The organism is Johnsonella ignava ATCC 51276, from assembly GCF_000235445.1.
Lineage (GTDB): Bacteria > Bacillota > Clostridia > Lachnospirales > Lachnospiraceae > Johnsonella > Johnsonella ignava.
The window spans coordinates 48,414-74,781 of sequence record NZ_JH378833.1 but is presented as its reverse complement, the minus strand read 5'-3'; the positions used below and the strand labels follow the sequence as shown (position 1 = coordinate 74,781).

General features: G+C 35.2%; 26 protein-coding genes. 19 read left to right on the top strand and 7 right to left on the bottom strand.

The window, feature by feature from the left end; translation table 11 throughout:
* Nucleotides 1-12: 12 nt before the first annotated feature.
* The gene (locus HMPREF9333_RS07510; protein ID WP_005541116.1) at nucleotides 13-1,590 is read right to left on the bottom strand and encodes a BCCT family transporter; all 1,578 of its coding nucleotides are present in this window, start codon (nucleotides 1,588-1,590) and stop codon (nucleotides 13-15) included.
* Nucleotides 1,591-2,403: 813 nt separating this feature from the next.
* Here HMPREF9333_RS07510 and HMPREF9333_RS07505 point away from each other — a divergent pair.
* The 5 genes from HMPREF9333_RS07505 (at nucleotide 2,404) to HMPREF9333_RS07490 (ending at nucleotide 5,170) form a co-directional block, all read left to right on the top strand.
* On the top strand, nucleotides 2,404-2,985 hold the full coding sequence (locus HMPREF9333_RS07505; RefSeq protein WP_005541114.1) for a hypothetical protein: 582 nt from the start codon (nucleotides 2,404-2,406) through the stop codon (nucleotides 2,983-2,985).
* A 170-nt stretch (nucleotides 2,986-3,155) separates the two neighbouring features.
* Nucleotides 3,156-4,106: a ComEC/Rec2 family competence protein gene (locus HMPREF9333_RS07500; protein ID WP_040882635.1), complete on the top strand. Its 951-nt coding sequence runs from the start codon at nucleotides 3,156-3,158 to the stop codon at nucleotides 4,104-4,106.
* A gap of 89 nt (nucleotides 4,107-4,195) precedes the next feature.
* The gene (locus tag HMPREF9333_RS12930) at nucleotides 4,196-4,366 is read left to right on the top strand and encodes a hypothetical protein (RefSeq protein WP_005541108.1); all 171 of its coding nucleotides are present in this window, start codon (nucleotides 4,196-4,198) and stop codon (nucleotides 4,364-4,366) included.
* A 10-nt stretch (nucleotides 4,367-4,376) separates the two neighbouring features.
* The gene (locus tag HMPREF9333_RS12285) at nucleotides 4,377-4,670 is read left to right on the top strand and encodes a hypothetical protein (protein WP_005541106.1); all 294 of its coding nucleotides are present in this window, start codon (nucleotides 4,377-4,379) and stop codon (nucleotides 4,668-4,670) included.
* Between the two features lie 242 nt (nucleotides 4,671-4,912).
* Nucleotides 4,913-5,170 (top strand): hypothetical protein, encoded by a 258-nt coding sequence (locus HMPREF9333_RS07490; protein WP_005541105.1) that lies wholly within the window; start codon nucleotides 4,913-4,915, stop codon nucleotides 5,168-5,170.
* A gap of 112 nt (nucleotides 5,171-5,282) precedes the next feature.
* Here the strand turns inward: HMPREF9333_RS07490 and HMPREF9333_RS07485 are convergent, their stop codons facing one another.
* The 3 genes from HMPREF9333_RS07485 to HMPREF9333_RS07475 are packed head-to-tail and all read right to left on the bottom strand — an operon-like array spanning nucleotide 5,283 to nucleotide 8,319.
* A complete protein-coding gene (locus HMPREF9333_RS07485; RefSeq protein ID WP_005541103.1) occupies nucleotides 5,283-6,464 on the bottom strand; it encodes an ABC transporter substrate-binding protein in 1,182 nt (393 codons plus the stop codon).
* Between the two features lie 53 nt (nucleotides 6,465-6,517).
* Entirely contained in the window at nucleotides 6,518-7,309 is a 792-nt protein-coding gene (locus HMPREF9333_RS07480; protein WP_005541101.1) for an ABC transporter ATP-binding protein, read from the bottom strand.
* Nucleotides 7,306-8,319, bottom strand: a complete 1,014-nt coding sequence (locus HMPREF9333_RS07475) for a FecCD family ABC transporter permease (protein WP_005541100.1) — start codon at nucleotides 8,317-8,319, stop codon at nucleotides 7,306-7,308. Before HMPREF9333_RS07475 ends, HMPREF9333_RS07480 begins: the two co-directional genes overlap by 4 nt.
* Nucleotides 8,320-8,654: 335 nt before the next feature.
* Here HMPREF9333_RS07475 and yedF point away from each other — a divergent pair, with 335 nt between their 5' ends.
* From yedF to HMPREF9333_RS07460, 3 genes are all read left to right on the top strand, one after another.
* Nucleotides 8,655-9,263: a sulfurtransferase-like selenium metabolism protein YedF gene (gene yedF / locus HMPREF9333_RS07470; protein ID WP_005541098.1), complete on the top strand. Its 609-nt coding sequence runs from the start codon at nucleotides 8,655-8,657 to the stop codon at nucleotides 9,261-9,263.
* Between the two features lie 59 nt (nucleotides 9,264-9,322).
* A complete protein-coding gene (locus HMPREF9333_RS07465) occupies nucleotides 9,323-9,559 on the top strand; it encodes a DUF3343 domain-containing protein (protein ID WP_005541096.1) in 237 nt (78 codons plus the stop codon).
* A 159-nt stretch (nucleotides 9,560-9,718) separates the two neighbouring features.
* Nucleotides 9,719-10,858, top strand: coding sequence for an aminotransferase class V-fold PLP-dependent enzyme (locus tag HMPREF9333_RS07460; RefSeq protein ID WP_005541095.1), 1,140 nt, complete (start codon nucleotides 9,719-9,721; stop codon nucleotides 10,856-10,858).
* Between the two features lie 80 nt (nucleotides 10,859-10,938).
* Here the strand turns inward: HMPREF9333_RS07460 and HMPREF9333_RS07455 are convergent, their stop codons facing one another.
* Nucleotides 10,939-12,345: an MATE family efflux transporter gene (locus HMPREF9333_RS07455; RefSeq protein ID WP_005541093.1), complete on the bottom strand. Its 1,407-nt coding sequence runs from the start codon at nucleotides 12,343-12,345 to the stop codon at nucleotides 10,939-10,941.
* A gap of 302 nt (nucleotides 12,346-12,647) precedes the next feature.
* On the opposite strand from HMPREF9333_RS07455, the gene HMPREF9333_RS07450 reads away from it, so the two are divergent.
* The 5 genes from HMPREF9333_RS07450 to HMPREF9333_RS07430 all read left to right on the top strand — a co-directional run bounded on the left by HMPREF9333_RS07450 (nucleotide 12,648) and on the right by HMPREF9333_RS07430 (nucleotide 17,214).
* On the top strand, nucleotides 12,648-13,541 hold the full coding sequence (locus tag HMPREF9333_RS07450) for a DMT family transporter (protein ID WP_005541090.1): 894 nt from the start codon (nucleotides 12,648-12,650) through the stop codon (nucleotides 13,539-13,541).
* Nucleotides 13,542-13,566: 25 nt separating this feature from the next.
* The gene (gene rpiB, locus HMPREF9333_RS07445; RefSeq protein ID WP_005541089.1) at nucleotides 13,567-14,016 is read left to right on the top strand and encodes a ribose 5-phosphate isomerase B; all 450 of its coding nucleotides are present in this window, start codon (nucleotides 13,567-13,569) and stop codon (nucleotides 14,014-14,016) included.
* Between the two features lie 381 nt (nucleotides 14,017-14,397).
* Nucleotides 14,398-14,757 carry an ArsR/SmtB family transcription factor gene (locus HMPREF9333_RS07440; protein WP_005541086.1) on the top strand — a complete coding sequence of 120 codons (360 nt, stop codon included), beginning with the start codon at nucleotides 14,398-14,400 and terminating at the stop codon, nucleotides 14,755-14,757.
* Nucleotides 14,758-14,942: 185 nt separating this feature from the next.
* On the top strand, nucleotides 14,943-15,164 hold the full coding sequence (locus tag HMPREF9333_RS07435; RefSeq protein ID WP_005541083.1) for a cation transporter: 222 nt from the start codon (nucleotides 14,943-14,945) through the stop codon (nucleotides 15,162-15,164).
* A gap of 109 nt (nucleotides 15,165-15,273) precedes the next feature.
* Nucleotides 15,274-17,214, top strand: a complete 1,941-nt coding sequence (locus HMPREF9333_RS07430) for a heavy metal translocating P-type ATPase (protein WP_005541081.1) — start codon at nucleotides 15,274-15,276, stop codon at nucleotides 17,212-17,214.
* A gap of 257 nt (nucleotides 17,215-17,471) precedes the next feature.
* On the opposite strand, the gene HMPREF9333_RS12280 is transcribed toward HMPREF9333_RS07430, so the two are convergent.
* Nucleotides 17,472-19,550, bottom strand: coding sequence for an MBG domain-containing protein (locus HMPREF9333_RS12280; RefSeq protein ID WP_050798126.1), 2,079 nt, complete (start codon nucleotides 19,548-19,550; stop codon nucleotides 17,472-17,474).
* Between the two features lie 500 nt (nucleotides 19,551-20,050).
* On the opposite strand from HMPREF9333_RS12280, the gene HMPREF9333_RS07420 reads away from it, so the two are divergent.
* The 4 genes from HMPREF9333_RS07420 to HMPREF9333_RS07405 all read left to right on the top strand — a co-directional run bounded on the left by HMPREF9333_RS07420 (nucleotide 20,051) and on the right by HMPREF9333_RS07405 (nucleotide 23,355).
* Nucleotides 20,051-20,524: a pyridoxamine 5'-phosphate oxidase family protein gene (locus tag HMPREF9333_RS07420; protein WP_005541078.1), complete on the top strand. Its 474-nt coding sequence runs from the start codon at nucleotides 20,051-20,053 to the stop codon at nucleotides 20,522-20,524.
* Between the two features lie 386 nt (nucleotides 20,525-20,910).
* On the top strand, nucleotides 20,911-21,888 hold the full coding sequence (locus HMPREF9333_RS07415) for a DUF2156 domain-containing protein (RefSeq protein WP_050798131.1): 978 nt from the start codon (nucleotides 20,911-20,913) through the stop codon (nucleotides 21,886-21,888).
* 200 nt (nucleotides 21,889-22,088) lie between these two features.
* Nucleotides 22,089-23,156, top strand: coding sequence for a GNAT family N-acetyltransferase (locus tag HMPREF9333_RS07410; RefSeq protein ID WP_005541074.1), 1,068 nt, complete (start codon nucleotides 22,089-22,091; stop codon nucleotides 23,154-23,156).
* A 4-nt stretch (nucleotides 23,157-23,160) separates the two neighbouring features.
* Nucleotides 23,161-23,355 carry a DUF951 domain-containing protein gene (locus tag HMPREF9333_RS07405; protein WP_005541072.1) on the top strand — a complete coding sequence of 65 codons (195 nt, stop codon included), beginning with the start codon at nucleotides 23,161-23,163 and terminating at the stop codon, nucleotides 23,353-23,355.
* 31 nt (nucleotides 23,356-23,386) lie between these two features.
* Here the strand turns inward: HMPREF9333_RS07405 and HMPREF9333_RS07400 are convergent, their stop codons facing one another.
* Nucleotides 23,387-23,920 (bottom strand): shikimate kinase, encoded by a 534-nt coding sequence (locus tag HMPREF9333_RS07400; RefSeq protein WP_083816606.1) that lies wholly within the window; start codon nucleotides 23,918-23,920, stop codon nucleotides 23,387-23,389.
* Nucleotides 23,921-24,283: 363 nt separating this feature from the next.
* Here HMPREF9333_RS07400 and HMPREF9333_RS07395 point away from each other — a divergent pair, with 363 nt between their 5' ends.
* Nucleotides 24,284-25,321, top strand: a complete 1,038-nt coding sequence (locus HMPREF9333_RS07395; protein ID WP_005541067.1) for a hypothetical protein — start codon at nucleotides 24,284-24,286, stop codon at nucleotides 25,319-25,321.
* Nucleotides 25,311-26,312 (top strand): hypothetical protein, encoded by a 1,002-nt coding sequence (locus HMPREF9333_RS07390; RefSeq protein ID WP_040882586.1) that lies wholly within the window; start codon nucleotides 25,311-25,313, stop codon nucleotides 26,310-26,312. Before HMPREF9333_RS07395 ends, HMPREF9333_RS07390 begins: the two co-directional genes overlap by 11 nt.
* The last annotated feature ends 56 nt before the right edge of the window (nucleotides 26,313-26,368 follow it).

Below are 26,368 nucleotides of genomic sequence, written 5' to 3'. Positions count from 1 at the left end.
TGAAATAAAACTTCAGCTTTGTTTATTACTTTTCTTGGAAATATCACTTGAATCGGAAATATTTTTTAAATAAGACGAGGCATCTTTAAAGAAACCTGCAACTATAAGTATTAGTATTATACCTACAGGAAAGGCTGCGATTATTGATACCGTCTGCAGATTTTCCATGGATTTTCCTGAAAAAATAAGTGCTATCGGAAACAGTATAAGCAGCACTGCCCAGAACAACTTTACTCTTTTATCAGGTATCTCATCAAAATTCAGGTCATTATATGAGTAGGAGGCTGCTACTATCGTCAGTGAATCAAATGTTGTAGCATAAAAGGCAATCATTGCCAATATAAGCAGTATAAGGGCGATATTTGTAAAAGGCAGCTTATCAAATATAAATAATATAGTTTTATATATATCCTGAGTTTTTTCATAAAAACCTGTAATATTTACATTATCAAGTATTTCAAGTCCAAGACCATAATTTCCTAAAATTATAAATGATGTAAATGTGCCTGAAAGACCAAATATATATCCTCCGAGCACAGTTTGTTTTAATGTTCTTCCACGGCTTATGCTTCCTATAAAAAACGGTGTTGCTACACACCATACTATCCAGTATGCCCAGTAAAATACTGTCCAGCTCTGCACGAAGCCGTTTTGTCTTGATGAATCGGTGTATGTTGCAAGCGTAATAAAATTATCTGCAAGAGTTCCTATGGAGGAAATGCCTGTTTCTATAATATATCTGGTTTTTCCGCCGCCTATAAGTATGTATAAAAGCAATATAAAGAATATATATGTACATGAAGAAGCCATGATTTCAACACCTTTTAAGCCGAAATATGCACATACTGTATAGATTATACATATAATTACAAGAAGTAATACTGTAAGTGTACTGCTTTGGGCAATTTTGAAAATTCTGCTTACAGCACTTGACAGTAGCGGTGTGGCAAGTGAAAATGTGGTTGATGTACCTGCTATAAGTGCAAAAACCGCTGTAAGATCTATAAGTCTTCCTAAAAGCCCGTCAGCAGATTTTCCGATAATCGGTCTGCATGCCTCTGAGTAACGCTGCCTTTTACATTTTTTAACATGCAGCATAAATCCGAATGCACATGCAAGGATCAGGTAAAAGCTCCAGGGGATAGGTCCCCAGTGAAATAAAGGATATGTTGAAGCCCATGTTTGCATATCGCCAAGATCGGATATACGACTTTCCTTTGCATAGAGTATCCATTCGCATATTGAGTAAAACAGTATATCAGCGGCAAGTCCTGCTGTAAACATCATACTGCCCCATGCAAAAAAAGAAAATTGAGGTTTTTCATAATTTCCAAGCTTTATATGCCCGTATTTTGAGAATGCTATATAGAGTGAAACTAAAAAGGCTCCAAATCCCACAAGTATGTAGAAGGCTGAAAGAGAGTCGCTTAGAAAGCTTCGTATATGTTCGAGTACCACAGCCGAGCCTTGTGGTGATTTTATAAATAAGGCACATAATACCATGATGCTTATAAATGGTATAAAAGTAAGTGCCGGATCAAGCCTTTTTATAAGTTTTTTTGTATCATCTGTTAAAATCTCTTTATTCATAAAATATTTTTAACCTGTCCTTTCATTTATTCAGTCTGAGTACATTTTAATTAGCATGTATCCATTATGACTTCTTAATTAAATACAGTAATATGCAGAACTTATGTCTACAAATTATGTTCAAAAATATATCATAATACAAATATATTGAACATAATAGCATAAATATAACTTTAATGCAAGCATTTATAAAACTAAAAAAAATGATTTATCAGGCATTTCTTTAAATGACTGTTAGGTGTCTGCTAAAATCGTATAATTATAAAATAAAGCATTTTTATATGTGAAACCTTTAACCGGTGTCTCACTAAAATGATTTATTAAGAATTTCTGACATTTATAAAAAACCACTACAAAAATCCCGTATTTTTTTATATAATGCTACGAGTTATAGGGTAATGCGATTAATGATTTATACAATGTTTTCGGCATGCATGATATTAGCCTTTTCATTGTATAGTAATGCAGTTAGTGCCTATATATGCCTCATAACTGATTTTTGATTTTAATATTGTAAATTTTTTATATAGTACAAATTTTAAATTCAAAAATGATATTAAAAACAGGGCTGTATTTTAATATAAGCTGCCTGTTATATAAATATAAAACAGAAAGGAAAGGCTTTAATTACATAGACTGTCTGATGTATTTAACGGGGATATATAATATAAACTGAAGACCGCTATATAAAGTGCCGGTCTTTATAAGGTTTATAAAATGTGTTTTTTTATATACCCGTTGTTAAGTATGGTGAAAGGCATCTGTATATAGGATTGGATAGCTGTAAGGCAGGAGATTAAAGCTTAAAATATTATGATAAGATTAAAAAAGGCGGTTATTATAACCGTTTTTATTGCCGGTGCGGCATGTGTGGCTGCGGGTTGTACTGAACCGGAAATAGTAACACCGCAGAGTGTCGGAGCCGAGCCTGATTTTCAAACAAAGGAAAATATTGAGATTGACTGGGAACAGGTGCAGGAGGACTGTCAGGCTGCACTTTCAAAGGAAGATTATCCGAAAGGCGATTATATAGATATTGATGTAGAAAGACTTGACCAGAATGTGATAAGGCTTATATGGGTTCTTTCAAATGATGCAACTCAGGTTGAAGCTTTAAATTACGGACCTGACTATATAAAGGCGTTTAATGATGCTGCAGCGGTTCAGGATTTTTCAATTAAAAAGTCGGCTGACGGCTATTACGGAGGTTTATGGGATAAATACACGCTTGAACTTGAGATATTTACCGAAGGTGATATTATGAAACCTGAAAATTATTATGTAAATCAAATTATTGATCCGGGGAAAAATGATCCTGTAATACCTGTAATAAGAGGTAATAAGGAAACGGAATCTTCCGGTGAAAGCAGCAGCGGCACCGGCAAGAGTAAATAGTACGGTTTTTAGCAAATAGGATGTTTTGGAGTGTATAATAAGATTTGTAGCTGGTATAATACGGTTTATATAAGATTTAAGTAAAACGGTTTGTATAGGATATAGAAGGAGAAAACGGAAAATCTTAAAGAAAAAAAGGTAATATTTTGGAAGGAATTGTATATAAAATTATGAATATATTTAAAAAAATTGCATTATTTATGCTGTGTACTTTTTTGACGGCTTTTACAGCCCTGATTGCCTATGCGGATTCACGTGTGGTTTATTCGGGTGCGGATTCAAAGATGAATTGGAATGGAAAGGATATGCTTGGAGGTGCACAGATTATTCTGGTTGGAGGACAGACACAGAGCCAGATGATGAGCTATGTAATTATAGCAAGTAGCGGCGAGGTTATAGTTGTTGACGGGGGACTTCCTGAGGATGCCGATCATTTAAGAGATATAATTAGAAGTAAGGGTAATAGGGTAAGTGCATGGTTTATAACACATCCGCACAGTGATCATGTAGGAGCTCTTACAAAGATTATAAATGACGGTCCGGGGGATATGATTATAGACGGGGTATATTATAATTTTTTAGATAATGACTGGTATATAAGAAATGAAGCCTATCGCTCACAGACGGTCTTTGACTGCAAGGCTGCAATTGAAAAACTTAATCCCGAAAGTATACATTCTGATGTAAAGCGAGGAGATATAATTAATATAGGCAATATAAAAGTAAATGTTTTAAATCCGCCTTATCAATTTGGAGTTAATTCAATAAATAATTCTTCAATTGCATACAGATTTGATATTGCAGGCACAAGAGTTCTGTTTTTAGGAGATATGGGACCTGAAGCCGGCGAGCAGCTTAAAAATGATGTTCCCGCTTTTGAACTTGACAGCGATATAGTCCAGATGGCTCACCATGGTCAGTATGGTGTAAATAAAGATGTTTATAAGATAATAAGTCCGAGTATATGTATGTGGAATTCACCTGAGTGGCTCTGGGACAATGATAACGGAGGCGGAAAAGGGAGCGGCAGCTATCTTACTCTTAAGGTGAGGGAGTGGATGAATGAGCTCGGTGTAAAAAAACATTATGTTATGAAGGATGGAGATCAGATTATAAAATAAGCTTATTGCGCTAGGAATTCGGTAGGAACTTTTATTTTAGAAATAAGTTTAATATAGATAAAAAATAATTTATACCGGGGTGCTTATATATGAAAGGACTTATTATAGATCAGAATACCGGCAGTTGTGATATATTTCCTAAAATATTAAGGAGTATTTATGCAGTAGAGAAAGAATATAACTGGTTAATTACATATCCGGAGTGCTATCCTAGAAATCCTGAATATTCTGAAATATTCAAAAAAAAAACTTTGGGTTGACGGAAATACTTTGATAGATATGCATACAGAGAATTTTCAATGGATATGGGGTGTTTTATCAGCTTTTTCTAAGGATATTTCAAAGGAGGATGTATTAAAATATCCGCTGCCCTTTGCTGATGGCTATACCGGTTTTTGGAAAAATCCGCTGAAATTACAACATCCTCTTGCAGAAATTGAAATAACAGCGTGGGATGGTTGCTTTGTTTTATTTATCAGCAAGGACAATAAACAGGTTGATTTATTGCAGGAAAGTTTTCCTTTTGCACAGGATTTGGAGAGGTATAATGCAGAACTTGGTTAAATTTTTAATACATAATTGTCAATTTTCCGGTTCAGATTATAAAATAAGCTTATTGCGGTAAGAATTTTTATATGGTATAATCTGCGTACCGTAACGATAAATACTGGTTTTAATACAGTCATGCAAAGGGCTTTGCTTACAGTTTTTACCGGATATAGTTCTATGTGTAAGGGATGGGAAAAGTCAGTTGAACCTTAAAGTGAGGTTGTTTCGGAAGTGAAATATTAAAGGAGGTATAAAAAGTGAAAGATATCAAGTCTCAGTTAAATGCTATGAAAGCTAAGGCGGAGTCGGATCCTGATTTTCTTAAAAAATTTAATGAAGATCCGGCAGCGGTTATTAGGGAGCTCGCAGGTATAGATCTGCCTGACAGTGCAGTTCAGACAGTGCTCGGCCTTATAAAGAATAATGCCGATGATGTAGATACTAATGATATTGAAGGCTCTGTGAAAAAATTGGATGATGCTATAAAGGCGGAGAAGCCTGAGGATGGAAAATAGCTTTTAATAAAATATAATAATAAATCAGGACAGTAAGCGGATAAAATATCTGTTTACTGTCCTTTTATATTTTTAAAATTGTATTTTAATACTGAATATAAAACTCATGTAATTAATAATAATGTCTGCCTACACCTTTTACAGGGTGAAGGATAGCATCTATATCCTCATCACTTAGCTCCATATCATAAAACTTTTTATAGTATTCTTTCGTTTTATCTTCAATACTTATATCTTTAAATTTGTCAGGATAGGTATTTTTTGCTATCCACCACAATGCAAGAGGTGCATCCGTTGAAGGCGGCCACCAGCGGTGCATACCAAGGGGGAATTTATAAACCTCCTTGTTTATAACTGCCGACACGCCGCTCCAGTCGGCGCCCTCAACTGTAGTATTGTTATAAAAATCCTCAGGGAAGAAATCTGAAAGAGTTGATACAAAAATCTTGTCGGGATTCCATGCATATACCTGTTCCATATTTATATTTCCTTCCGCACCTTTGCCTACATTTATGCTTCCTGTAGCATCAGTCCAGTATTCACCGAAGCCTCCAAGTGTAAAATTTGTATCGCTGTAATGCCCTATCATAAGAACCTTTACTCTGTCCTTTTCAGGTATATCACTAATTCTTGAAAGAATTTCCTTTTCTGTTTCAGCCGCATATTCCGCTATGCCGTTCACTTTGCTTTCTTCACCTAAGACATCTTCCATCTGTTCAATCCATTTTTCCATAACACCTATTGTTGAAGTATCAGCTGTTGTAGAAAATCCTACTGCGGGTATTCCGGCATTTTCAAACTGTTGTCTTTCCTTGTCGCCGCCCGCATAAAATACCACATCAGGTTTAAGCTTTAAAAGTTCTTCCATATTAAGCTCGCCGCCTTTGTAATAATCAGTTGAAACATTAAGTATATCAGGGGCATATTTTGAAAGTATTGAATTTTGTGCGGCTATAAGTGAATCGGGCGGCATGGATACAAGACCGTCAACATTTCCGCCCTTATATACGGCATATACTGAAGGAAGCGGCAAAAGTCTGTGTATAGCTATACGTTCTATTTTTTCAGGCAGTTCAACTTCGTAGCCGTATTGGTCTATTATAACCCTTTTCCCGGATTTTTGTTTGCCGTCTGTTGCCTGATTTAATACGCTTTCCTTCGAAACCGTATCCGGAACCGATTCGTTTGAAACATTTCCTGAAGTCTTTCCAGTTGTAGCGGTATTGTTTGATGTACAGCCTGTAAGCAGAGATAAAAGTGAAATTCCTGCTAAAAATTTAATATATCTTTTCATAAAACCTCCTTATAAATTATACGTTTTTCGGATCTTTTATTTTACGTTAAAAATTAATTTTTTATACTTAATGCGGTTATTGTAGTATATTCTTTTTTACCTGAAATATTTTTTGCAATATCCACATTTACCCCGAATACAGTTTCTATATTCTTTTTAGTAAGCACTGTTTCAACAGAACCGAATATATTTTGGCTATTTTTTCCTATCATAATTGCCTTATCACCTATTGAAAATGCATGTGATGGATAATGGGTATTGAATATACATATCATTCCTTTATCTGCAAGCCTTCTTATACTGTCAAGTATCATAAGCTGATTTTTAAAGTCCAGATTACTTTCAGGCTCATCAAGTATGAGTATGGACGGTTCTTGGCATAAGGCTCTTGCAATAAGGAGCATCTGAAGTTCTCCGCCGCTTAGGCGGTTTATAAATTTTCCTACAAGTTTCTGAAGTGCTAACAGCTCTATTACTTCATTTACTTTTTCATAATCCTTTTTTCCGGGTTTTGAAAAATTACCTACATGTATTGAACGACCGAGCATTATAAATTCTTCCGATTTGTAGGCAAATGCCGGATTCCTTGCCTGAGGAACATAGGCGGTGATTGAAAAAAAATCCTTTGAGCTCATCTCATCAACTCTTCTTTTATCTATACTGCTGAAGCCTTCTTTCCAGTGCAATAGCCCTGTCATGCATTTAAGCAGAGTGGTTTTTCCTATACCGTTTGGTCCCAGTATTGCAAGCACCTCATTGCTTTCTACATTTAAATTTATATTCTTAAGAAGCATGGCAGAATTTTTTTTGTAAGAAAAGCTTGCGTTTACCGTTTCAAAAATCATATGTTCCCTCCTGTGTTCCTTAAAAGCATTAAAAAGATAGGTGCACCCACAAGTGCGGTCAATATTGAAACAGGTACTTCAGTAACGGTCATGCTCCTTGAAAAGGTATCACATATAAGCAGAAAGACCGCACCGAATGAGATTGAGGCAGGTATGACTTTTAAATTGTCGCTTCCAAATATAAGCCTGCACATATGAGGCATTAAAAGTCCGATCCATCCTATTTGACCGCACATTGATACTACTGATGAGGTTATAACGGAAGAACATAGTATAAGGGCAAGTCTCATATATCTTATATTCATACCAAGTGATTTTGCCTCATCTTCGCTAAGGCTTAATACATTGGTTTTCCAGCGTACCATAAATAATATAAATGAACATATAATTATGGGAGGTGCTCCCATAATTATACTTTTCCAGTTAGAAGTATAAAGGCTTCCCATAAGCCAGTATGTTATATTCGGAAGTATTTCATCAGTATCTGCAACATATTTAACCATTGAAACAAATGCCTGGAAAAGTGAACCGACTATAATACCTGAAAGTATAAGCATTATAGTGTTTTGACCGCCTTTAACCCTTGAAACTGTGTAAGTAATTGCACATGCTATGATACCGAATAAAAGTGCGGATATTTGAACGGCGAAAAGATTAGCCTTAAACAAAAGTGCAAGTGCCGCTCCGAAGCTTGCACCTGAAGCAACTCCAAGAGTATCAGGAGAAACTAATGGGTTTGAAAATACAGACTGGAGTGCTACACCTGCTACGGCAAGTCCTCCTCCGCATATAAGCGCAAGTGATATTCTTGAAAGCCTTGTATTGATTATAATGCTGTATTCTCTTTTTGCGACTGATGCTTTTCCGTGTAATACTATATCTGCAAGCACCCTAAGTGCATCCTTATGCCCAAGTCCGTAGCGGCCTACACCTATACATATAAGAAAACATATTATAGGGAGGAGTATAAGGATTGACCGGTAGAATACTTTTGAAATCCGGCTTTCCATTTAAAGACCTCCTTTCCTGGGAAAATTTTACTAGTTAGCTTTTACTAACAAAAACTATTATAGCATGTATATTAAGTATTGTATGTTGTAAAAGCAACATATATAAAATTAATTATTATGAAATCAATTATCATATTTACAATAATTAATATATTTTTACCATTTCCTTCAAAAAAGTAGTGGAAATATGCAATTAAAGCATGATATACTTATTATGTATGAAATATGGCAGTTAAGGCAAAGGGATAAATGATAAATGGCGGATGCAAAAAGGATGCCTTAAGATATGCACATATATTAAATATATTTAAAAGGTATAATATGGAGGTAATTTTATGAAGACATTAAAAATTGACGTACTCGGTCAGCAGTGCCCGATACCTGTGGTAAAGACGGTAAAGGTACTTGACGCACTTGAAGAGGATACATTGGTTGAGGTTCATGTTGACAATGAAACCGCAGTTGAAAATCTGTTAAAGATGGCATCAGGCAGACAGATTAATGCAAAAAGCATGAAGATAGATGACGGGCACTTTGTAGTAAGCATTGATGCACCAAAAGCAGGAGCTGAAACTGATACCGATGCCGGAATGGCTGGACTTCAAAATTCTACAATGGTTGCAGTTATAAGCTCACGCTGTATGGGAACAGGTGATGACGAACTTGGTGCATTGCTGATGAAAGGTTTTATATATGCACTTTCACAGCTTGATCCGCTTCCTGACACTATACTGCTTTATAATGGCGGGGCATACCTGAGTATAGAGGGTTCGGCTTCACTTGAGGATCTTAAGCTTATGGAGTCAAAAGGGGTAAATGTAATGACTTGCGGAACCTGTCTCGACTTTTATAAAATTAAGGATAAGCTTGCAGTAGGTACAGTCAGCAATATGTACAGTATAGTTGAAACAATGAATAAGGCAGGAAGGATTTTAAGACCATAAATACAAAATAATTAGTTGTTTTAAAATTACAATAATTATATTTATGTGCTTATGTATATATGAGAGAAAAAAAATTAAGGATTGTTGTTGTGTTTAATACCACAACTGATGCAATGGCAGCTGAAGTATGTCTTAAGAAGCATAAAGTTGAAGGAAGACTTATACCGCTGCCTTCAGAGATATCGGCAGGCTGCGGTATGAGCTGGAGTTCGCCGCCTGATTTATCAGAGGAAATTGAAGAGATTTTAAAAACTGAAGGCATAAGATATGAGAATATATATACTGTGTATATGTAAAGCGATAAAAAGGCAGACAGGCTTTTGCGAGTCATTGTCTGCTTTTTAGAAATCTATATGCTACGTAAATATATATTTTTCAGCTGACTTGCAAATTTAAAATACAGCAAAACAGTAATTGTGCAGCCGTCAGCTTAGAGGCGGCAGAACGGAGGTTATATGATATATCTTGACAATGCGGCTACAACGCTGCACAAACCACAGCAGGTTATAGATGCGGTAGTACTTGCAATGGAAAATTTCGGTAATGTTGCAAGAGGAACACATGAGGAAAGCTTAAGTGCCTCTCGTGCTGTTTTTAATACGAGAATAAAACTGGCTACACTGTTTGGATGTACCGGAGGAGCCGGCAATACCGTATTTTGCCAGAACTCTACTGAAGCACTTAATATAGCTATAAACGGAATTATAAATGAAGGAGATCATGTAATAACTACGGATCTTGAACATAATTCAGTTTTAAGACCCCTGTACAGGCTTGAAAAAGAAAAAAATGTAAAACTGGATTTTGTAAGGGCTGATATAAACGGAAATATTAATTATGATGATTTTGAAAAATTAATAAATCAAAAAACACGAGCCATAGTCTGTACACATGCTTCAAATCTTACAGGTCTTGTACTTGACATTAACATAATAGGAGGTATCGCAAAAAAGTATGGTCTTTTATTTATACTGGATGCCTCACAGTCAGCAGGAGTATTTGATATAAATATGAAAGACATGAATATAGATGTTATATGTTTTACAGGTCATAAAAGCCTTTTCGGTCCTCAGGGCACGGGAGGTATGTGCATAGCACGGGGAGTTGAAATAAGACCTTTTAAGACGGGAGGCACCGGTATAAAAACATTTTCTCGCTATCAGCCCGAAGAGTATCCTGTAAGGCTTGAGGCAGGAACGCTAAATTCACACGGTATAGCCGGTCTGTCAGCCGCACTTGATTTTATTGAAGAAACAGGTATTGAAAATATAAGAAATAAAGAAGAAGGTCTTGCACGGCGTTTTTATGAGGGAGTAAAAGACTTTGAAAATATTAAAATTTACGGGGATTATACTAAAAAAAGAGCACCAATAGTAAGCCTTAATATAGGAGATTATGATTCAGGTGCCATATCCGATGAACTTGCCTCGGTATATGAGATAGCAACAAGACCCGGAGGACACTGTGCACCAAGAGCACATGAGGCACTTGGTACTGTAGATAAAGGTATAGTAAGATTCAGCTTCTCATATTTTAATACTGAAGAAGAGATTGATGAAGCAATAGAGGCTGTAGCCGAGCTTTGTAAAAAATAAAAACTCAGCTTATACAAATTTGCTCATTGCAGGTTTTCCATATATGTTATAAACGGGCTTTGTAAAAAATAAAAGCCCGTTTATTTTGGCAGTTTAAGACTTATCTTTTTAAGCAGGAAAAGGTTAAATGCCAGTGCCGCAATCTCGGCTATTGGAAAACAATACCAGGTATATTCAAGCCCAAAATGCTTTGAAAGCAGGTATGCGACAGGCAGTATTATAGCGATCTGTCTAAGCAGTGAAAGATACAGCGAATAAAGACCGTTGCCCAGTGCCTGATACATTGATGATAAAACTATATTAAAGCCTGCAAATATAAAGCACAGAGATATTATCCTTAATGCACGCACGCCTAATGTCAAAAGTATACCTGAAGCATTGAAAAGCCCCATAAGCTTCTGTGGGAATATCTGGAATATGGCAAGACCGATAAGCATTATAACAGTTGAAGCAACTGCGGAATATATTATAGTTTTTTTGATGCGGCTTTTCCTTTTGGCTCCGTAATTATAAGCGACTATTGGTATCATGCCGTTTGTAAGTCCGAATACAGGATAGATTATAAAGCTGTTGGTTTTAAAATATACACCAAGTACAGTAACAGCGGCTTCTGAAAATGAGATAAGTATTTTATTTAAAAAATATACCATTACAGAAGTTATTGACTGCATTATAATTGACGGCACACCCACTGAATAAATTACGGCAATTGTTTTTAAACTGGGCTTAAAGCCCTTGATTGAGATTGAAAACTCCTTATTTTTATAAATGTTAAAATAAAGTGCAAGCAGTGCAGCTGCGGACTGTCCTATAACTGTTGCTATTGCGGCACCTGATATGCCAAGCTTAGGCATTCCGAAAAGTCCGAATATCAGTATTGGATCAAGTATTATATTTATAACTGCACCTATGCTTTGTGTAATCATACTGTAAAATGAATTGCCGGTTGCCTGAAGTATTCTTTCATATGTTATTTCAAACATTATGCCGGCTGAAAAAATACATACTATATAAAGGTAATCGGCTCCGAACTTTGCAGTTACAGGATTGTCTGTCTGGCTTGTAAAAAATGAACCGCTTGCAAAAAGTCCGAAAAGTGCAAATGCGGCAAAGCTTAAGAATGCGAGAAAAACTCCGTTAAGTGCGGCAGATCTGGCTTCATCCTTTCTGCCCTCTCCCAGTGATCTTGAAAGAAAGGCGTTTATTCCTATACCGGTTCCTGAACCCACTGAAATCATAAGAGCCTGTACAGGGAAAGCAAGTGATACTGCCGCCAGTGCTTCTGAGCTGTATTTTGCAACAAAGATACTGTCAATTATATTGTACATAGCCTGTATAAACATAGATATGATTATAGGTGTACTCATTGAAATGAGCAGCTTTCCGATAGGTTCAGTACCCATACGGTTTTCTTTTTGTGTTTGTGTATTTTTTAAATCGCTTTCCGCAGTATGTGTACTTTCTTTTGTATTTTGTTTCTCTGACATAAAATATAAAAGTCGCCTGTAATTTTAAATACAGGCGGCGTATCTCCTCCTTATTTATTTTGGATGAACTTTATCTGTAACATTTTAACAATGTAAATATTTTATGTCAAATTTTTTTTAAATATGCTATAATTGTACCGGACTTGGGAGGGTTAAAGAAGTATTGGAAAGACTGTAGAAAACTGTTATTTCAGAAAAAACAACTTCCAAACCGGCGGTTTCAGGTATGGAAACTGTTTAAATTCAGGAGTTTTTACAGCCTCTTTATTTATATTTTTATAAAACTCAGGAGAATATAAAAGATGGAAAAGATTAAATATACCGGCAGAGACAGGCTGTTCGGAATATTGTATATACTTGGTGCAGGCTTTGGTTTTGCTTGTATGAGCTTTATGGTAAGACTTAGCGGAGAGCTGCCTGTATTTGAAAAGGTATTTTTCAGAAATATAGTTGCCGCTATGATCATTTTTGTCGCTATGAAGAAAAAGAATATAAAGTTTGAAGTGGCTGCCGAAAACAGGCTTTTTTTATTTTTAAGAGCATTATTCGGAACAATCGGGCTTATATGTAATTTTTATGCAATTGATCACATGAATATAGCGGATGCCAGTATGTTAAATAAATTAAGTCCTTTTTTTGTTGTTATAGCGAGCAGTATATTTCTAAAGGAAAATCCTAAACCGACGGACTGGGTCTTTACGGCTATTGCATTTATAGGTGCAGGTTTTGTAGTAAAACCCAGCTTCAGTTATGCAGTTTTGCCTGCATTGTTCGGTATTATGGGTGGAATTATGGCAGGGGCGGCATACACGGTTGTACGGATTATAGGAAATCGTGGAGTAAAGGCTGAAATAATAATATTTACTTTTTCTTCTTTTTCAACTCTTATTACACTGCCGCTTCTTATTTTACACTATAAGCCTATGCAGCTTTGGCAGCTTGCATGTCTTTTAGGTGCAGGTTTTTTTGCTATGTTAGGTCAGGTATGTATAACAAGGGCATATACATATGCACCCGCAAAGGAAATAGGAGTTTTTGATTACAGCCAGGTATTGTATGCAGCCTTTCTCGGATATATATTTTTGCACCAGATGCCTGATATATACAGTGTAGCAGGATATATACTTATAATAGGCGCCGGAGCAGTTAAATGTTTTATACCGGATAAAGATCTGGCTGTAGTAAAACAGAATTAAAATTTATTTAAGGGAGATTATAAATATGAAGATAGGTTTTGGAAATGACCATGCAGGTACTCAATTAAAGGAAAGTCTTATGAAGTACCTTGAGGAAAAAGGCTTTGAAACAGTAGACTTCGGTGCTGCAAAGGGTGAAAAGGCTGACTATCCGGTGCCTGCAACTGCAGTAGGTGAAGCGGTTGCAGGCGGTCTGATTGATAAGGGTGTTTTAATCTGCGGTACAGGTATAGGTATTTCAATATCAGCAAATAAAATACCGGGTATAAGGGCAGCCGTCTGTTCGGATCCGTATTCCGCCCGTATGGCAGTGCTTCATAACAATGCGAATATTATAGCACTTGGTGCAAGGGTTGTTGGAGATGAGCTTGCAAAGATGATAGTTGATGAATTTTTTTCTGCCGAGTTTGAAGGCGGCAGGCATGAAAGACGTGTTGATATGATAAAAGATTTGGAAAAAAAGTATATGAAATAGGGTATAAAGTATAGAATATAGTATATATGGAAAGAACCGCATACTGATGTATATGGTTCTTTATTTTTTAGCCGGTATTTTCAACTGATGCTGCAAGTCTTTTTTAAAGGTCTTTTGCGGAAAAATAAAAAATAAAAAAACGTATCTAGCTCTTGACAGTTGAGTATATATTCAACTATAATAATTATAACAGTTGAATAATTGCTCAACCGTTATAATGTTATGGAACTATGGAACTATGGAACTATGGAACTATGGAACTATGGAACTATGGAACTATGGAACTATGGAACTATGGAACTATGGAACTATGAGCCATTATACAGCTTTTAAAGAGAATATTTAAATATTAATGCTTAAATAAAAAACAGAAAGGTATCTATGTCAGCAGGTAAATTTATATGCGACTGCACTGTCGTGCATAAGGAAATTGTAGATGATGTAAAAAAAGCTATGATTGATATGGGTGAATATAAAAAGCTTGCATTATTTTTTAAGGTATTTGCTGATGAAACAAGGATTAAGATATTATGGGCACTTGATTTATCGGAGATGTGTGTATGTGATATATGCAGCGTGCTTGATATGACAAAGTCGGCTGTATCTCACCAGCTTGCTCTGCTTAGGAGAGAACATCTTGTAAAATGCCGCAGAGAAGGGAAATCAGTATATTATTCACTTGATGATGAACATGTAAAACAGGTTTTTGAAACTGGACTTGAACATATAAGGCACTTTTAATACTTAAGAGAAACGCCGACATTACAAAATTTTCAAAAATACTTTAAATATAAGGCACTTTAATAAATATAAAAATTTTATATATGTTGGTGCCGAAATATTAAAACGGAAAAAAGAAGTCTGAGGGCTGATATAAAAAATTTAAAAATATATAAAATTATAAAATACTAAGGAGGATCTATAAAATGAAGAGAATGTTGAAACTTGAAGGACTTGATTGTGCTGATTGTGCGGCAAAGCTTGAAAACAGGATAAAGGCATTGGACGGAGTTGTAAATGCAGGTATAAACTTTATAACCTTAAAATGCAGCGTAGAAGCCCTTGATAAAGACATGGAAGATGTACTGGAAAAGGTTGTTAAGCTTATAAATGCGGAACATCCGGAGATAAAAGTTAAAAGGGCATAAATTGTCCTTTATGACACGGCAGCTGTATCTGAATAATTATGCCTGAACAGTTATAGTATAAAAATTTTCATAAGATTTACAATGTCGGGATATTTGCAGGTGAAAGAATATGAATGAAAATCAGAAAAAAATGCTTGGAAATATAATCATTTCTGCCGTTTTATTTATAGCGGCACTGATTATGAAAAAAATGTCGTATATATATAAAGACGGCGAACTGCATATTTTAACAGGCTTTTATATGGCATTGTTTGCGGCTTCATATATTGTAGTAGGTTTTCCAGTCCTTAAAAAAGCGTTTTACAATATAAGGAAAGGACGTGTATTTGACGAAAATTTCCTTATGGGAGTTGCCACAATAGGTGCATTCGGTTTAAGAGAATTTGCAGAGGGTGTGGCAGTAATGCTTTTTTATACGGTCGGAGAATTTTTTCAAAGTATGGCTGTAAATAAATCAAGAAAAGCTATAAATGAACTTATGGATATAAGACCGGACAGTGCCAACCTTAAATCTGATGACGGCAGCGTAAGGACGGTTGATCCTTATGATGTAAATATAGGTGATATTATAGTTGTAAAGCCCGGCGAGAGGATACCGCTTGACGGGCAGGTGATAAAGGGAGAATCCATGCTCGATACCTCGGCACTTACAGGTGAACCGGTATTGAGACGGGCTTCAAGCGGCGATAATGTGCTTAGCGGCAGTATAAACACAGACGGAGTTATAGATATAGAGGTTACAAAAGAGTTTTCAGACTCTACTGCCAGCAGGATACTTGACATGGTTGAAAATGCGGCATCAAAAAAATCGGCTTCTGAGAATTTTATCACAAAATTTGCAGTTGTTTATACTCCGCTTGTAGTAGGTGCCGCACTTATAATAGCAATTTTATTTCCTTTATTTGATCCCGGACATAATTTCCTTTTGTGGCTTTCAAGGGCGCTTACTTTTTTAGTTGTGTCATGTCCATGTGCACTTGTTATATCAATACCTTTAAGCTTTTTTGGCGGAGTAGGGGCATCATCAAGGCTTGGAGTATTAGTAAAGGGAAGCAATTATCTTGAGGCACTTGCAAAAACTGAAATTGCGGTATTTGATAAAACAGGCACATTAACTGAGGGTGTATTTGAGGTTACAGAGATTATACCTGATGAAAAGTCCGGTATACTTGATGAAAAAGGATTGCTGGAAACTGCCGCCTATGCGGAATACTATTCATCACATCCCATAGCACTGTCTATTAAAAAAGCATATATCAGATACAGACATGAAAACGGACTTGATGAGTCTATTGATGAAACAAGACTTTCAGATATAAAGGAAATTTCCGGAAGAGGTTTAAATGTAAAGCTTGATAAAAAAAATGTACTTGTAGGAAATGCAGGTCTTATGAAAAAATATTCCATATTTGAAAAAGAACCTGATACACAGCCCGGAACCGTATATGTCGCAGTTGACGGGCAATATGGGGGCTGCATTGTAATTTCGGACAGAATAAAAAAGGATTCGCCGTATGCAGTTTCAGAACTTAAAAAGCTTGGCATAAAACATACAGTGATGCTTACCGGAGACGGTATAAATACTGCCAAAAGTGTGGGAGAGGAAATCGGAATTGATGAGGTACATGCCGGGCTTTTGCCGGGGGATAAGCTTGACAGGCTTGAAGAGCTTTTAGAGAAAAAGCAAAAAGATAAGAATCTGGTGTTTGTAGGCGACGGAATAAATGATGCACCCGTACTTGCAAGAGCCGATATAGGTATCGCTATGGGAGGGCTCGGTTCAGATGCCGCCATAGAAGCGGCAGATATAGTTATAATGACAGATGAACCGTCGAAGCTTGCCGTAGGCATAAGACTTGCCAGAAGAACTATTAAAATAGCAAATCAAAATATAGTTATGGCACTTGGTATAAAGATACTGGTCTTGATACTGGCAGTATTTGGAATAGCGAATATGTGGTGGGCGGTATTTGCCGATGTGGGTGTAACTGTACTGGCAATATTCAACTCTATGCGAAATCTGAATATAAAAAGTTATTGTCAGGATTAAAGGAAAAAGTAGGAAGCTTTAGGTTTAAAGCGTGTTAAAGGTAAATTATGAGCTTTTAAAATTGTATTGGACCTCAGGAGAAGAAAATGTAAAAACTCAGGAACTATATAAGCAGTGTAAGACCACCCGATAAACGGGTGGTCTTGCACTAAAAATGATAGTTTATTTACAGTTTAAGACGGAACTGCTGACAGTTTTTTAGGAAATAATTAAATCATAAAAAATGCTTAAAGTCATTGTTTCCTTTGGGTTAGATGTTACTTTATCCATTCACCGTTTCCGTCTACACGGTATGTACCTATAACGGTATTTACTGCAAGAGAACCTTTTACAAGGCTATTCTGTGTATTTTCATAAAAATAATACCATTTATTGTTTATAAGCTGCCATCCGGTTGTCATATAACCCTGTGTATTGAAATAATACCAGTCTTTTTTTCCATTATAGCTTATATAAAGCCATTTTCCTGCCGGCCATGTGCCGTCGGGATTTTTGTACCACCAGCCTTTTGCATCCTGTACCCAAGTGCCGGTATTCTTATTTACAGCTGTTGACCTGCTTCCTGATGATGAAGAACCGCCTGAACTGCTGCGACCTGTGCCGGAACGACCTCCACCTGAACGACCTGTGCCGGATCCTCCAGAACGTGAATTATTGCCGGGTTTTTGAGGAGTTTCCGGTGTCTGCGGGGTGCCGGGCTTTTGAGAAGGGGGTGGGTTTGAGCCGTCAGCATTTTTTACGGTTAATTTTCCTTTCTTAACCGCCTGCATACTGTTTGCCGTATAATTTTCTTTATAATTTAAGGCTGATGATATATTTATATCAAATGTTCCGGCAGCTTTTCCGTCAGTATTTGCAGTAAGCTGCGGAAGGTTTTCAAATGCATCTGATGCACTGTGTGTTCCGGCAAGCCCCTCTACATTATATGTAAAGGTGGGAAGCGGATTGCCTGCATTTATGGTTTTATCATCAATCACAAGTTTAACAGGGCGTCTTTTAATCTCAAATTCATCTAGTTTAATGTCCTCATCTGCATATATGCTGCTGCCTCTTACACAAGCATATACTGTATATTTACCTGCATTTACCGGAGCTGTGATAAACATGTTGCCGCTGTTTTTGTATTTTACTTCTATAGTTCCGTTACCTGCATTTTCAGGTATTATTTTAGGTATCTGTGTCATAGTATGCGGATTTGCATCATAAACTATACTTCCGAGAGGTTCATAGCTGATTTCATTTATAGTATTACTGTTTTCCTCATGATTTAAAAGCGGGCGAGAACCTGTATATGAGCCGTTTTTAAACCTTACCACTGAATCATCGCCTTCCTTGTCCCAATAAGCTTCAGCCGTCTGGGGCAGTACTGAAAGGTTGATCTTTGAGCCTTTTAAGTAGGTGGTTCTTGGATTAGTATATTTTTTATATGCTATAACCACACCTCCGTTTAAGGATTTATTTGCTCCGTTTTGTGTTTTTATAAGATCATCTGCACTTTCGGCTCCATATCCTAAAATCAGACCGGAATTAAATTTTAAGTTACCGTTATTTGTATATAAACTTACTGCGATGCCGCTGTTTGCAGGATTATCAGGATCTGCTCCCGTTACTATCTCACCGCCGTCAATTATAACCTCACCATCGGAACTGATAGCAGTTTTTTTCTTTTTATAAGCTAATATTTGACCATTTGTCATATGTATCTTGCTTGTATTTTGGGCAAGTATAAGAGATACTTCGGCATTGGATTCCGTGCGCAAAATTCCCCCGCTTATATGTAAATCTGCATTGTCCGAGAGGGTGATTACAGAGGCGGGACTGTTATTTGCGGAGATTTTCAGGGTTCCGCCTTTAAATTCAAATTTGCCGGGACCTGATATACGCAAAAGATAGTCGTCAAGATCGCTGTGATTGCTTGATATGGATGCGTCCCATGTAACTTTTCTGCCTGCCGGCACTGAAATTGATATTGTATGTAAGTTGTTATTAACTGTTCCATGTTCATCGTAATTTTTTCCGGAAACGGAAACATCCTTGCCTGCATTAAGAGCATTTTGTATACGTGTTTGTAAATCATTTTTATCTGTTGTATGCGTGATTTCAATATGCTCTATGCCCGATACATTTCTTGGAAGAAGTGCACTACTGTTTGTAGCGGTAATTGCAGCATCTTCATTATAGTTATATAATAGTTCGCTATCTTCGGATTCATCAAAATCGAAATTATAGCCTGAATTATTTGTCTGTGCATATGTATTGATCGAAGGTACCGTAAGAATCATACATGATGCCAAAACCATGCTTAAGGTGTTTGTACTTCTTTTACTTAAATTCATTTAATCTCCTTCAAATTTTAATTTTAAGTGCTTTAATACCTACAAAATATTAATTATATTATTTTAAGAGCTTTAGGACATATGGAAAGTTTTAAGGGCAGCATGAATGTCCGCAAAGCAAAAACAATATTTGTGTCATTATACATAACATGCATACAAATGTAAATGTTTTTATAGATATAGACTTTGTAAAAGAGCATTTTCAGATAAAGTCTTATTGTAGATAGTATGTAAAATAAGATATGGATATTTCCCAAAATATATAAAATACAACCAAAACACCTAAAATGATTTTATACAATTCATTGGGATAATAGCAATGAAATATAAATTAATTATAGTTTATATATAAAATTTTAAGAGGATAATGACTTTAAATGAACGGAGGTTTAAAAGGATAGCAGCTTAAACTGGTCAAAAGCAGTAAACAGTGATATACTGCAACTGACCGTTTATCTTAAAACGGTAAAAACCGGCTTAATTTAGAGAGGTAAATTAAAATGCGCAGAAAAGACAGAGAAGTTATTGATAATACAGAAATATTGAGTATATTGAAAAGGAGCAATACTATTCGCATAGGTATGTATGATGATGAATTTCCATATATTGTACCGGTTTCCTTCGGCTTTGAAATCATTGATCAAAAACCGGTTGTATATTTTCATTCTGCAACACAGGGTATGAAAATCGAATTGCTTGCAAGAAATCCGAATGTCTGTGTAGAAGCTGATAATTTTTTTAAAGTTCAGAAAACAAGTCATGGTATAACGGCACGATATGAGAGTATAATCGGGTTCGGGAAATGTGAAGAGGTTTATAACAAGGAAGAAATCATAAAGGGGTTAAGACTTATATTAGAACATTATGAATATGGAGATTATCAACTTGAGCGATGCGGAGAAATTATCAATGTGAAAATATATCGTATCATGTTGGATAAAATCACAGGAAAATTAAATCCTGTAGAGGAATAAAAAGCCATCTCTATATTAATACCTATTGTATTGTTATTTTATAGATATATGATTAGAATGCAATAAATCTATCAATTGTAAAAAATCTATTGGTTGCAAATTTATTGCTTACATTTAAACTGCATATGTGTTATAATGGTTCTGTGTAAGACAAAGATTTTATAATGCAATACTGATTTGAGTATTATTTTTTTAGAGAATTTTGAATAGATGATATGCCAAAAATCGCATAGATAGGCTTAAAAATCACATAGCAATGACAAAATGCCTGCGATTTCAGCAGGGGAACATTTAATTACAGTTTCCTTGCATTATAAGACTAAAACTATAAAATCAGAATATATATGACGGAGATGAGATATTTAAAAAATATCTTAAAAAGGAATATGGATAAAAATGTTGAGATTTATGATCATGAAGACAATATAAAAGATGGCAGTGGAAAACTTATATTTAAACCCATTAAAGCTGAAAAATTTCACTATTATGATAAATTTTACGGGCTTAGGCATAATAAAACCTGTGATAGTGTTAGTCTGGAAAGCTTTTTATGGAAGGACTATTATAATGTAAAGGCGGCAATCGCATTTAAAGACGGTAAAGAGGCGGGGATGTTATGGCTTATGGAGTCTGAAGGTGAGATTTATTCAGCCATGCCTATGTGCAGCCAGGAGAATTTGCAGTATTGCTTTGATGAAACGGTAAGATATTTTAATAAAGAGTTAAACAGAAAGCTTGTTATAAGACTTGCTGATGAAGCTGCAATAGAAAGCCTGAATCTGCCTCAGGAAAGTTTTCTTGTAAAGGAGGAGGTTGATTTAAAAGATTACCTGTATGACGGGGATGCACTTAGGAGCCTTTCAGGTAAGAAACTCCATAAAAAGAAAAATCATTACAACAGGTTTATAAAGGATTATGCAGGCAGATATGAGTATAAGAGGCTGAAATGCTGTGCAAGGGATGATGTGTTTGAATTTCTTGCAAAATGGAGAGAACATAAGGGTGATGATGTTGAGGAACATCTTGATCCCGAGGTTCAGGGTGTACATGAAGTTATAAAGCACTGCCAGGAGCTTGATATAAAGCTGGGAGGTGTATATGTTGACGGCAGGCTGGAAGCCTTTACTATAGGCAGCTATAATCAGCTTGAGGATATGGCGGTAATACATATAGAAAAAGCTAATGCCGATATACCGGGACTTTATCAGTTTATAAATAAAGAATTTCTTGTAAATGAATTTCCCTATGCCGGGATAATAAACAGGGAGGATGATCTTGGGATAGAAGGTTTAAGGAGAGCTAAAGAAAGCTATTATCCCATAGATTATGCAAGGAAGTATTATGTTGAACAGCTTGATTTTTGATATTAAATCTTAAACTTTAAACCTTAAACTTTAAACCATCAATATTAAACCTTAAATCATAAATCATTATAATAGATATATGGGGATTATAAATGCCTTTAAAATAAAGTTTAAGGTAAATTATAATCGGTAAGAATAAAGCTTATAGTTTATTTAAATGCTTATTGTACCATTATTGTACCATTTAAGAGGAATTGCTTATGTTGAAGCTTTTAAATTATGATGAAAAAATACACAGCAGGAAACTTTATGAGGAGGCATTTCCTGAGGATTCAGAGCGATTTATAGATTACTACTATACGGAAAAGATAAAATATAATAAGATAGTCGCAGATATTGAAAGAGAAAATGATGCACAAGGCAGTACAATACCTGAGATAAAAGCTATGCTTCACTTAAATCCTTACAGGATAAAATTTGGAGATACGGAATTTGAAGCCGCATATATAGTTGCGGTGGCAACCGCACTTAAATACCGCAGGCAGGGGCTTATGAGGGGACTGCTTAAGTATGCTTTTAAGCTGCTCTATAAAGAAAATATGCCGTTTACATTTTTGCTTCCGGCAAATCCGGCTTATTATGAACCTTTTGGTTTTACTTTTATTTCAAAATATATAGGCACAAGTTTAAAAAAGGATATACGCCTTTCAGTGAAGCCTTATAATAACAGCTGTTTGGCTGAACTGGCAGATTTTATGAATAAGAGGCTTTCACAGATAAGCGATATCTACTGTATAAGAGATGAGGAATATATTAAAAGACTTATTATTGAGATTGAGTCTGAGAACGGCATGATTGAGCTTTTAATGTCGGATGATAAGGTTTTATCAGGATACAGAATTTTCTGGGGTATACAAAAGCGAGAGGACAGGGAGTTTTTATGCAGCAGTGATTGTGCTGAACTGTTATATACTGATAAACCCTATATGATGGGAAGAATTATAAAACTTGATGAATTTGTAAAACAGATATCGCTTGAAGATAATGTTTCTGAGGACTGTATAAAGGTTGATATATGTATTAAAGATGATCTTATAAGTGAAAACAACGGAAGCTTTGTATGGAATATCAGTAAGTCAGGTTCATTTATTAAAAGAAAAGAAAATAAAATCTGCGATATAAGCCGGAATGAAAAATGCCCTGTATTTACAATAGATGAGATGGCAGCCTGGCTTTTCGGCTATAAAAAGCCTGCCGATTATTATAAATATGAATTTTGCAAAAAGGTAAAATGTTTAAAAAAAATGTATGTTAATGAGGTTGTATAATGTTATGCAATTAAATGTAGGCGATATAATAACAATGAAAAAAAAACATCCCTGCGGAAGCAGTGATTGGGAGGTGTTGCGTGTAGGGCAGGATCTGAGGATAAAATGTCTTGGATGTGCTCATCAGCTTATGATTGCAAGGAGAAATATTGAAAAGAGTATAAAAAAAGTCAGTAAAGATATTCCCGGCAAATCATAATGTAGGTTTTAGTTTTTGTCTATGGGAGCACTTAATCAGTGTTCCCATAGAAGTTAAAAAGCTTTAATACTATGCTTTCAGTACAGGTTTTAACGGTATTTAAATTTTCAACCATAAAATTTGAATGTGCTATATATTTTTGTGCTCTAAAATCATAGAGCTTTTTAATTTCATTATAATCTTTTCCATATGCCATAGGTCTGTTTTTATCATTTGATATTATATTGAATATAGTCGGAAAATCTCTGTATATGTATATTATAATTGCATTATTTTTTAAAAGAACGGCGTTTTCTTTTGTGCAAAGCATGCCTGCACCGCTTGATATAACATGTGGCGGCAGGCAGGATATATAATGTACTGTATTTTTTTCATATTCTCTAAATACAGCTTCGCCTTCGTGTACAAAAATATCAGGTATGCTCATACCGCTTTTTGATACAATCAGTTCATCAGTATCAATATAGGGGAGCTCTAACCGTAAAGCAAGCTCTTTTCCGACGGTACTTTTTCCGCATGCCATAAATCCGCATAAAATGATTGATTTGTTATAAATGTAATTCATACTTTAAATATCCGCTTAAATAGATTTTATAGTTTTATATTATTAAAATATATTTCATAGACAGTATAACATAAAAGCAGTTCTTACTATTAGAATTTTTGAAAACACCGTTGACAGTGCGAAAAAGTTATGATATTCTTAAGAAAATATTAAGGATATCAGTTATTAAGTTGCAAGGTTGATGAGTCATTAAGACAGCTGTATATATGTATATCAGTATATGTTTATATGAGTCTATATATATCCGACCGGTAATTTTAAAATAATTTTACAGCACTTAATATTACAGTCAGTTAATTTCAACCGGTATTAAAATAAGCCGTAAAAACACATGTCATGTTAATAGGAGGTAATATAATAGTAATGGTCAGTCTTTTAAAGAAAATTTTAGAAATGACAAAGTACAAGAAAACTGCAATAGTATTGATTTTTGCAACAAGTATACTTTCGATTATGAATTTACTGGTTTGCAGCAGGGAACATCTTGAAGAAGTCGAAAATTTTTTACAGGTAAGTTTTCATATCTCATTTTTAGATGATAACGATACATCAGGCATCTTTTTAAAAAAAAGCTATGAATTATATCCCGAATGGAATTGTGAGATATATGCATTAAATAATGAAAAGGTTACATATCATCCGGAAGCCGTATATATGCCGGCTTCCGGCATATATGATATACCTGGTTTGGAATACGGATATATAGAATATAAGGGCAATGATAAAGACGTAATAAAAATGATAAATATGACATGCTTATGGTTTAAGAAATACCGTGAATATAAAGGAGCTGATTATGTTTTTTCTAAGAAAAGAGTATATTATTCTCTGGAAGAAGCCGTAAAAAATGATCCGAATATGCTGTATATCCTTGGTGATTGTAAGGAGGATATTAAAGAAGTTTTAGAGCCTGACAATATGCGTGAAAGGTATGGGGAATATTTAATGCCCGCATCAAATGCTTCAATATTTGATTATTATAATATTCTGATTACAAAAAAGGCAGACAAAAGACAGCGGCTGATAGGTTTTAAGCTGAATCGAAATATTCCCGAATATATATGTCCTTTTTATGTCAATACGGATCTGGATATTGTTCTAAAAGGAGCACAGGAGCTGCTGACATTATATGAAGATAAAAATATGGAGTTTATAGAACAAATTCGCTCAAGACTCAGTTCAAGACCGACAGACGGAGGATTTTATGGAGATGTTACACATAACGCTTCCGTGTTTAATTTAAGAATCAATGGCTATGCACCGGATAATATTGAAATAATAGATTATAATAATGAAAAAATTTATTTCTGGTATTATGACAATCTGGTGCTTGGTATGAATGCGGAATTTGCAGATATATCTGTCTGCGATGGAGACAATGAGGGATGTAATGAAAAATAATATTAAAAAACATATAATAGATATAGCTAAAAAAATATATTTTATTATATTGAAAGTGATAATAATATTTATATGTATTTTGTTTTTTATAAACTTAAAGATTTTTATCATGCATATAATCAGAGACGGTAAAGCACTTGCTCAAATGTATGAAGTAAATGATTTTTTAATAAACAGATATAATTTAATTATAGGTGAACTGGAAGAATACGGGGAGACCGGTATGATACCTTTTGCGATAAATAAAATATTACGTTGGAAAGTACATCTTAGGTCAGGAAAAACTCAGGATATTTTTTATGGAGTACAAGGATACAGCTATCCTAATAAATTTAAATATTTAAAAGATAACACCTCTTTGTATTACGTTCCGTACAGCACTAAAGAAAAGGCACAGGAAATAATGGCTCAGATAAAACCGCAAGAATATAGAAGAGGGGAAGAACGTTTTTTAGTGAATACGGGTATTTTTTTTGACTCGAATCAACATGTCGGAGCATGGGAGGGATATCGTGAAATTCTATTTGATACTCAGGAATATTTTTTAAAGGAGTATGATGAAGACGGGTATTTTCGGTATTTATCAGAGGCATTGACGAATTGTCGCCGCTTTAGATACGCCCCGGAAGAACTTACGCATATAGATGTTTTATTAAAAAAAGATGAGTATGACGGAGGCTTTAAAATTTATTATATGTCTAAACCGATAGGCATAGAAGGATATTTTGTAGAGGCGGATATAAAAATAAATCAAAATGGTGAATTCCATGTGGAAGACATAAAGGCATTTAAATATGAAAAGGATTGGTTTAATAATGCACAATACTCCATAGAAAGAGCGAGAACTAAGCGGATGAGCGGCTGGCTGACAGGAGACAGCCGTATAAAAGAAATGATGGTGCCGGAAAAATCGAAGGTAGGTGAAATACAGATGGATGACGGTATCGTTTATTATTGGCAAGGTGAGTATCGTAAGGATATTTTAAAATAATATAAAATATATGTTATGTGTATATGAGAAGTTATAAAAAATAAAAGAGTATTTTT

Bases quoted from the DNA above. Each gene is read 5' to 3' on its own strand.
- HMPREF9333_RS07510 (WP_005541116.1), bottom strand. From the start codon at position 1,590: ATGAATAAAGAGATTTTAACAGATGATACAAAAAAACTTATAAAAAGG.
- HMPREF9333_RS07505 (WP_005541114.1), top strand. From the start codon at position 2,404: ATGATAAGATTAAAAAAGGCGGTTATTATAACCGTTTTTATTGCCGGT.
- HMPREF9333_RS07500 (WP_040882635.1), top strand. From the start codon at position 3,156: ATGAATATATTTAAAAAAATTGCATTATTTATGCTGTGTACTTTTTTG.
- HMPREF9333_RS12930 (WP_005541108.1), top strand. From the start codon at position 4,196: ATGAAAGGACTTATTATAGATCAGAATACCGGCAGTTGTGATATATTT.
- HMPREF9333_RS07485 (WP_005541103.1), bottom strand. From the start codon at position 6,464: ATGAAAAGATATATTAAATTTTTAGCAGGAATTTCACTTTTATCTCTG.
- HMPREF9333_RS07480 (WP_005541101.1), bottom strand. From the start codon at position 7,309: ATGATTTTTGAAACGGTAAACGCAAGCTTTTCTTACAAAAAAAATTCT.
- HMPREF9333_RS07475 (WP_005541100.1), bottom strand. From the start codon at position 8,319: ATGGAAAGCCGGATTTCAAAAGTATTCTACCGGTCAATCCTTATACTC.
- yedF (WP_005541098.1), top strand. From the start codon at position 8,655: ATGAAGACATTAAAAATTGACGTACTCGGTCAGCAGTGCCCGATACCT.
- HMPREF9333_RS07465 (WP_005541096.1), top strand. From the start codon at position 9,323: ATGAGAGAAAAAAAATTAAGGATTGTTGTTGTGTTTAATACCACAACT.
- HMPREF9333_RS07460 (WP_005541095.1), top strand. From the start codon at position 9,719: ATGATATATCTTGACAATGCGGCTACAACGCTGCACAAACCACAGCAG.
- HMPREF9333_RS07455 (WP_005541093.1), bottom strand. From the start codon at position 12,345: ATGTCAGAGAAACAAAATACAAAAGAAAGTACACATACTGCGGAAAGC.
- HMPREF9333_RS07450 (WP_005541090.1), top strand. From the start codon at position 12,648: ATGGAAAAGATTAAATATACCGGCAGAGACAGGCTGTTCGGAATATTG.
- rpiB (WP_005541089.1), top strand. From the start codon at position 13,567: ATGAAGATAGGTTTTGGAAATGACCATGCAGGTACTCAATTAAAGGAA.
- HMPREF9333_RS07440 (WP_005541086.1), top strand. From the start codon at position 14,398: ATGTCAGCAGGTAAATTTATATGCGACTGCACTGTCGTGCATAAGGAA.
- HMPREF9333_RS07435 (WP_005541083.1), top strand. From the start codon at position 14,943: ATGAAGAGAATGTTGAAACTTGAAGGACTTGATTGTGCTGATTGTGCG.
- HMPREF9333_RS07430 (WP_005541081.1), top strand. From the start codon at position 15,274: ATGAATGAAAATCAGAAAAAAATGCTTGGAAATATAATCATTTCTGCC.
- HMPREF9333_RS12280 (WP_050798126.1), bottom strand. From the start codon at position 19,550: ATGAATTTAAGTAAAAGAAGTACAAACACCTTAAGCATGGTTTTGGCA.
- HMPREF9333_RS07420 (WP_005541078.1), top strand. From the start codon at position 20,051: ATGCGCAGAAAAGACAGAGAAGTTATTGATAATACAGAAATATTGAGT.
- HMPREF9333_RS07415 (WP_050798131.1), top strand. From the start codon at position 20,911: ATGGATAAAAATGTTGAGATTTATGATCATGAAGACAATATAAAAGAT.
- HMPREF9333_RS07410 (WP_005541074.1), top strand. From the start codon at position 22,089: ATGTTGAAGCTTTTAAATTATGATGAAAAAATACACAGCAGGAAACTT.
- HMPREF9333_RS07405 (WP_005541072.1), top strand. From the start codon at position 23,161: ATGCAATTAAATGTAGGCGATATAATAACAATGAAAAAAAAACATCCC.
- HMPREF9333_RS07400 (WP_083816606.1), bottom strand. From the start codon at position 23,920: ATGAATTACATTTATAACAAATCAATCATTTTATGCGGATTTATGGCA.
- HMPREF9333_RS07395 (WP_005541067.1), top strand. From the start codon at position 24,284: ATGGTCAGTCTTTTAAAGAAAATTTTAGAAATGACAAAGTACAAGAAA.
- HMPREF9333_RS07390 (WP_040882586.1), top strand. From the start codon at position 25,311: ATGAAAAATAATATTAAAAAACATATAATAGATATAGCTAAAAAAATA.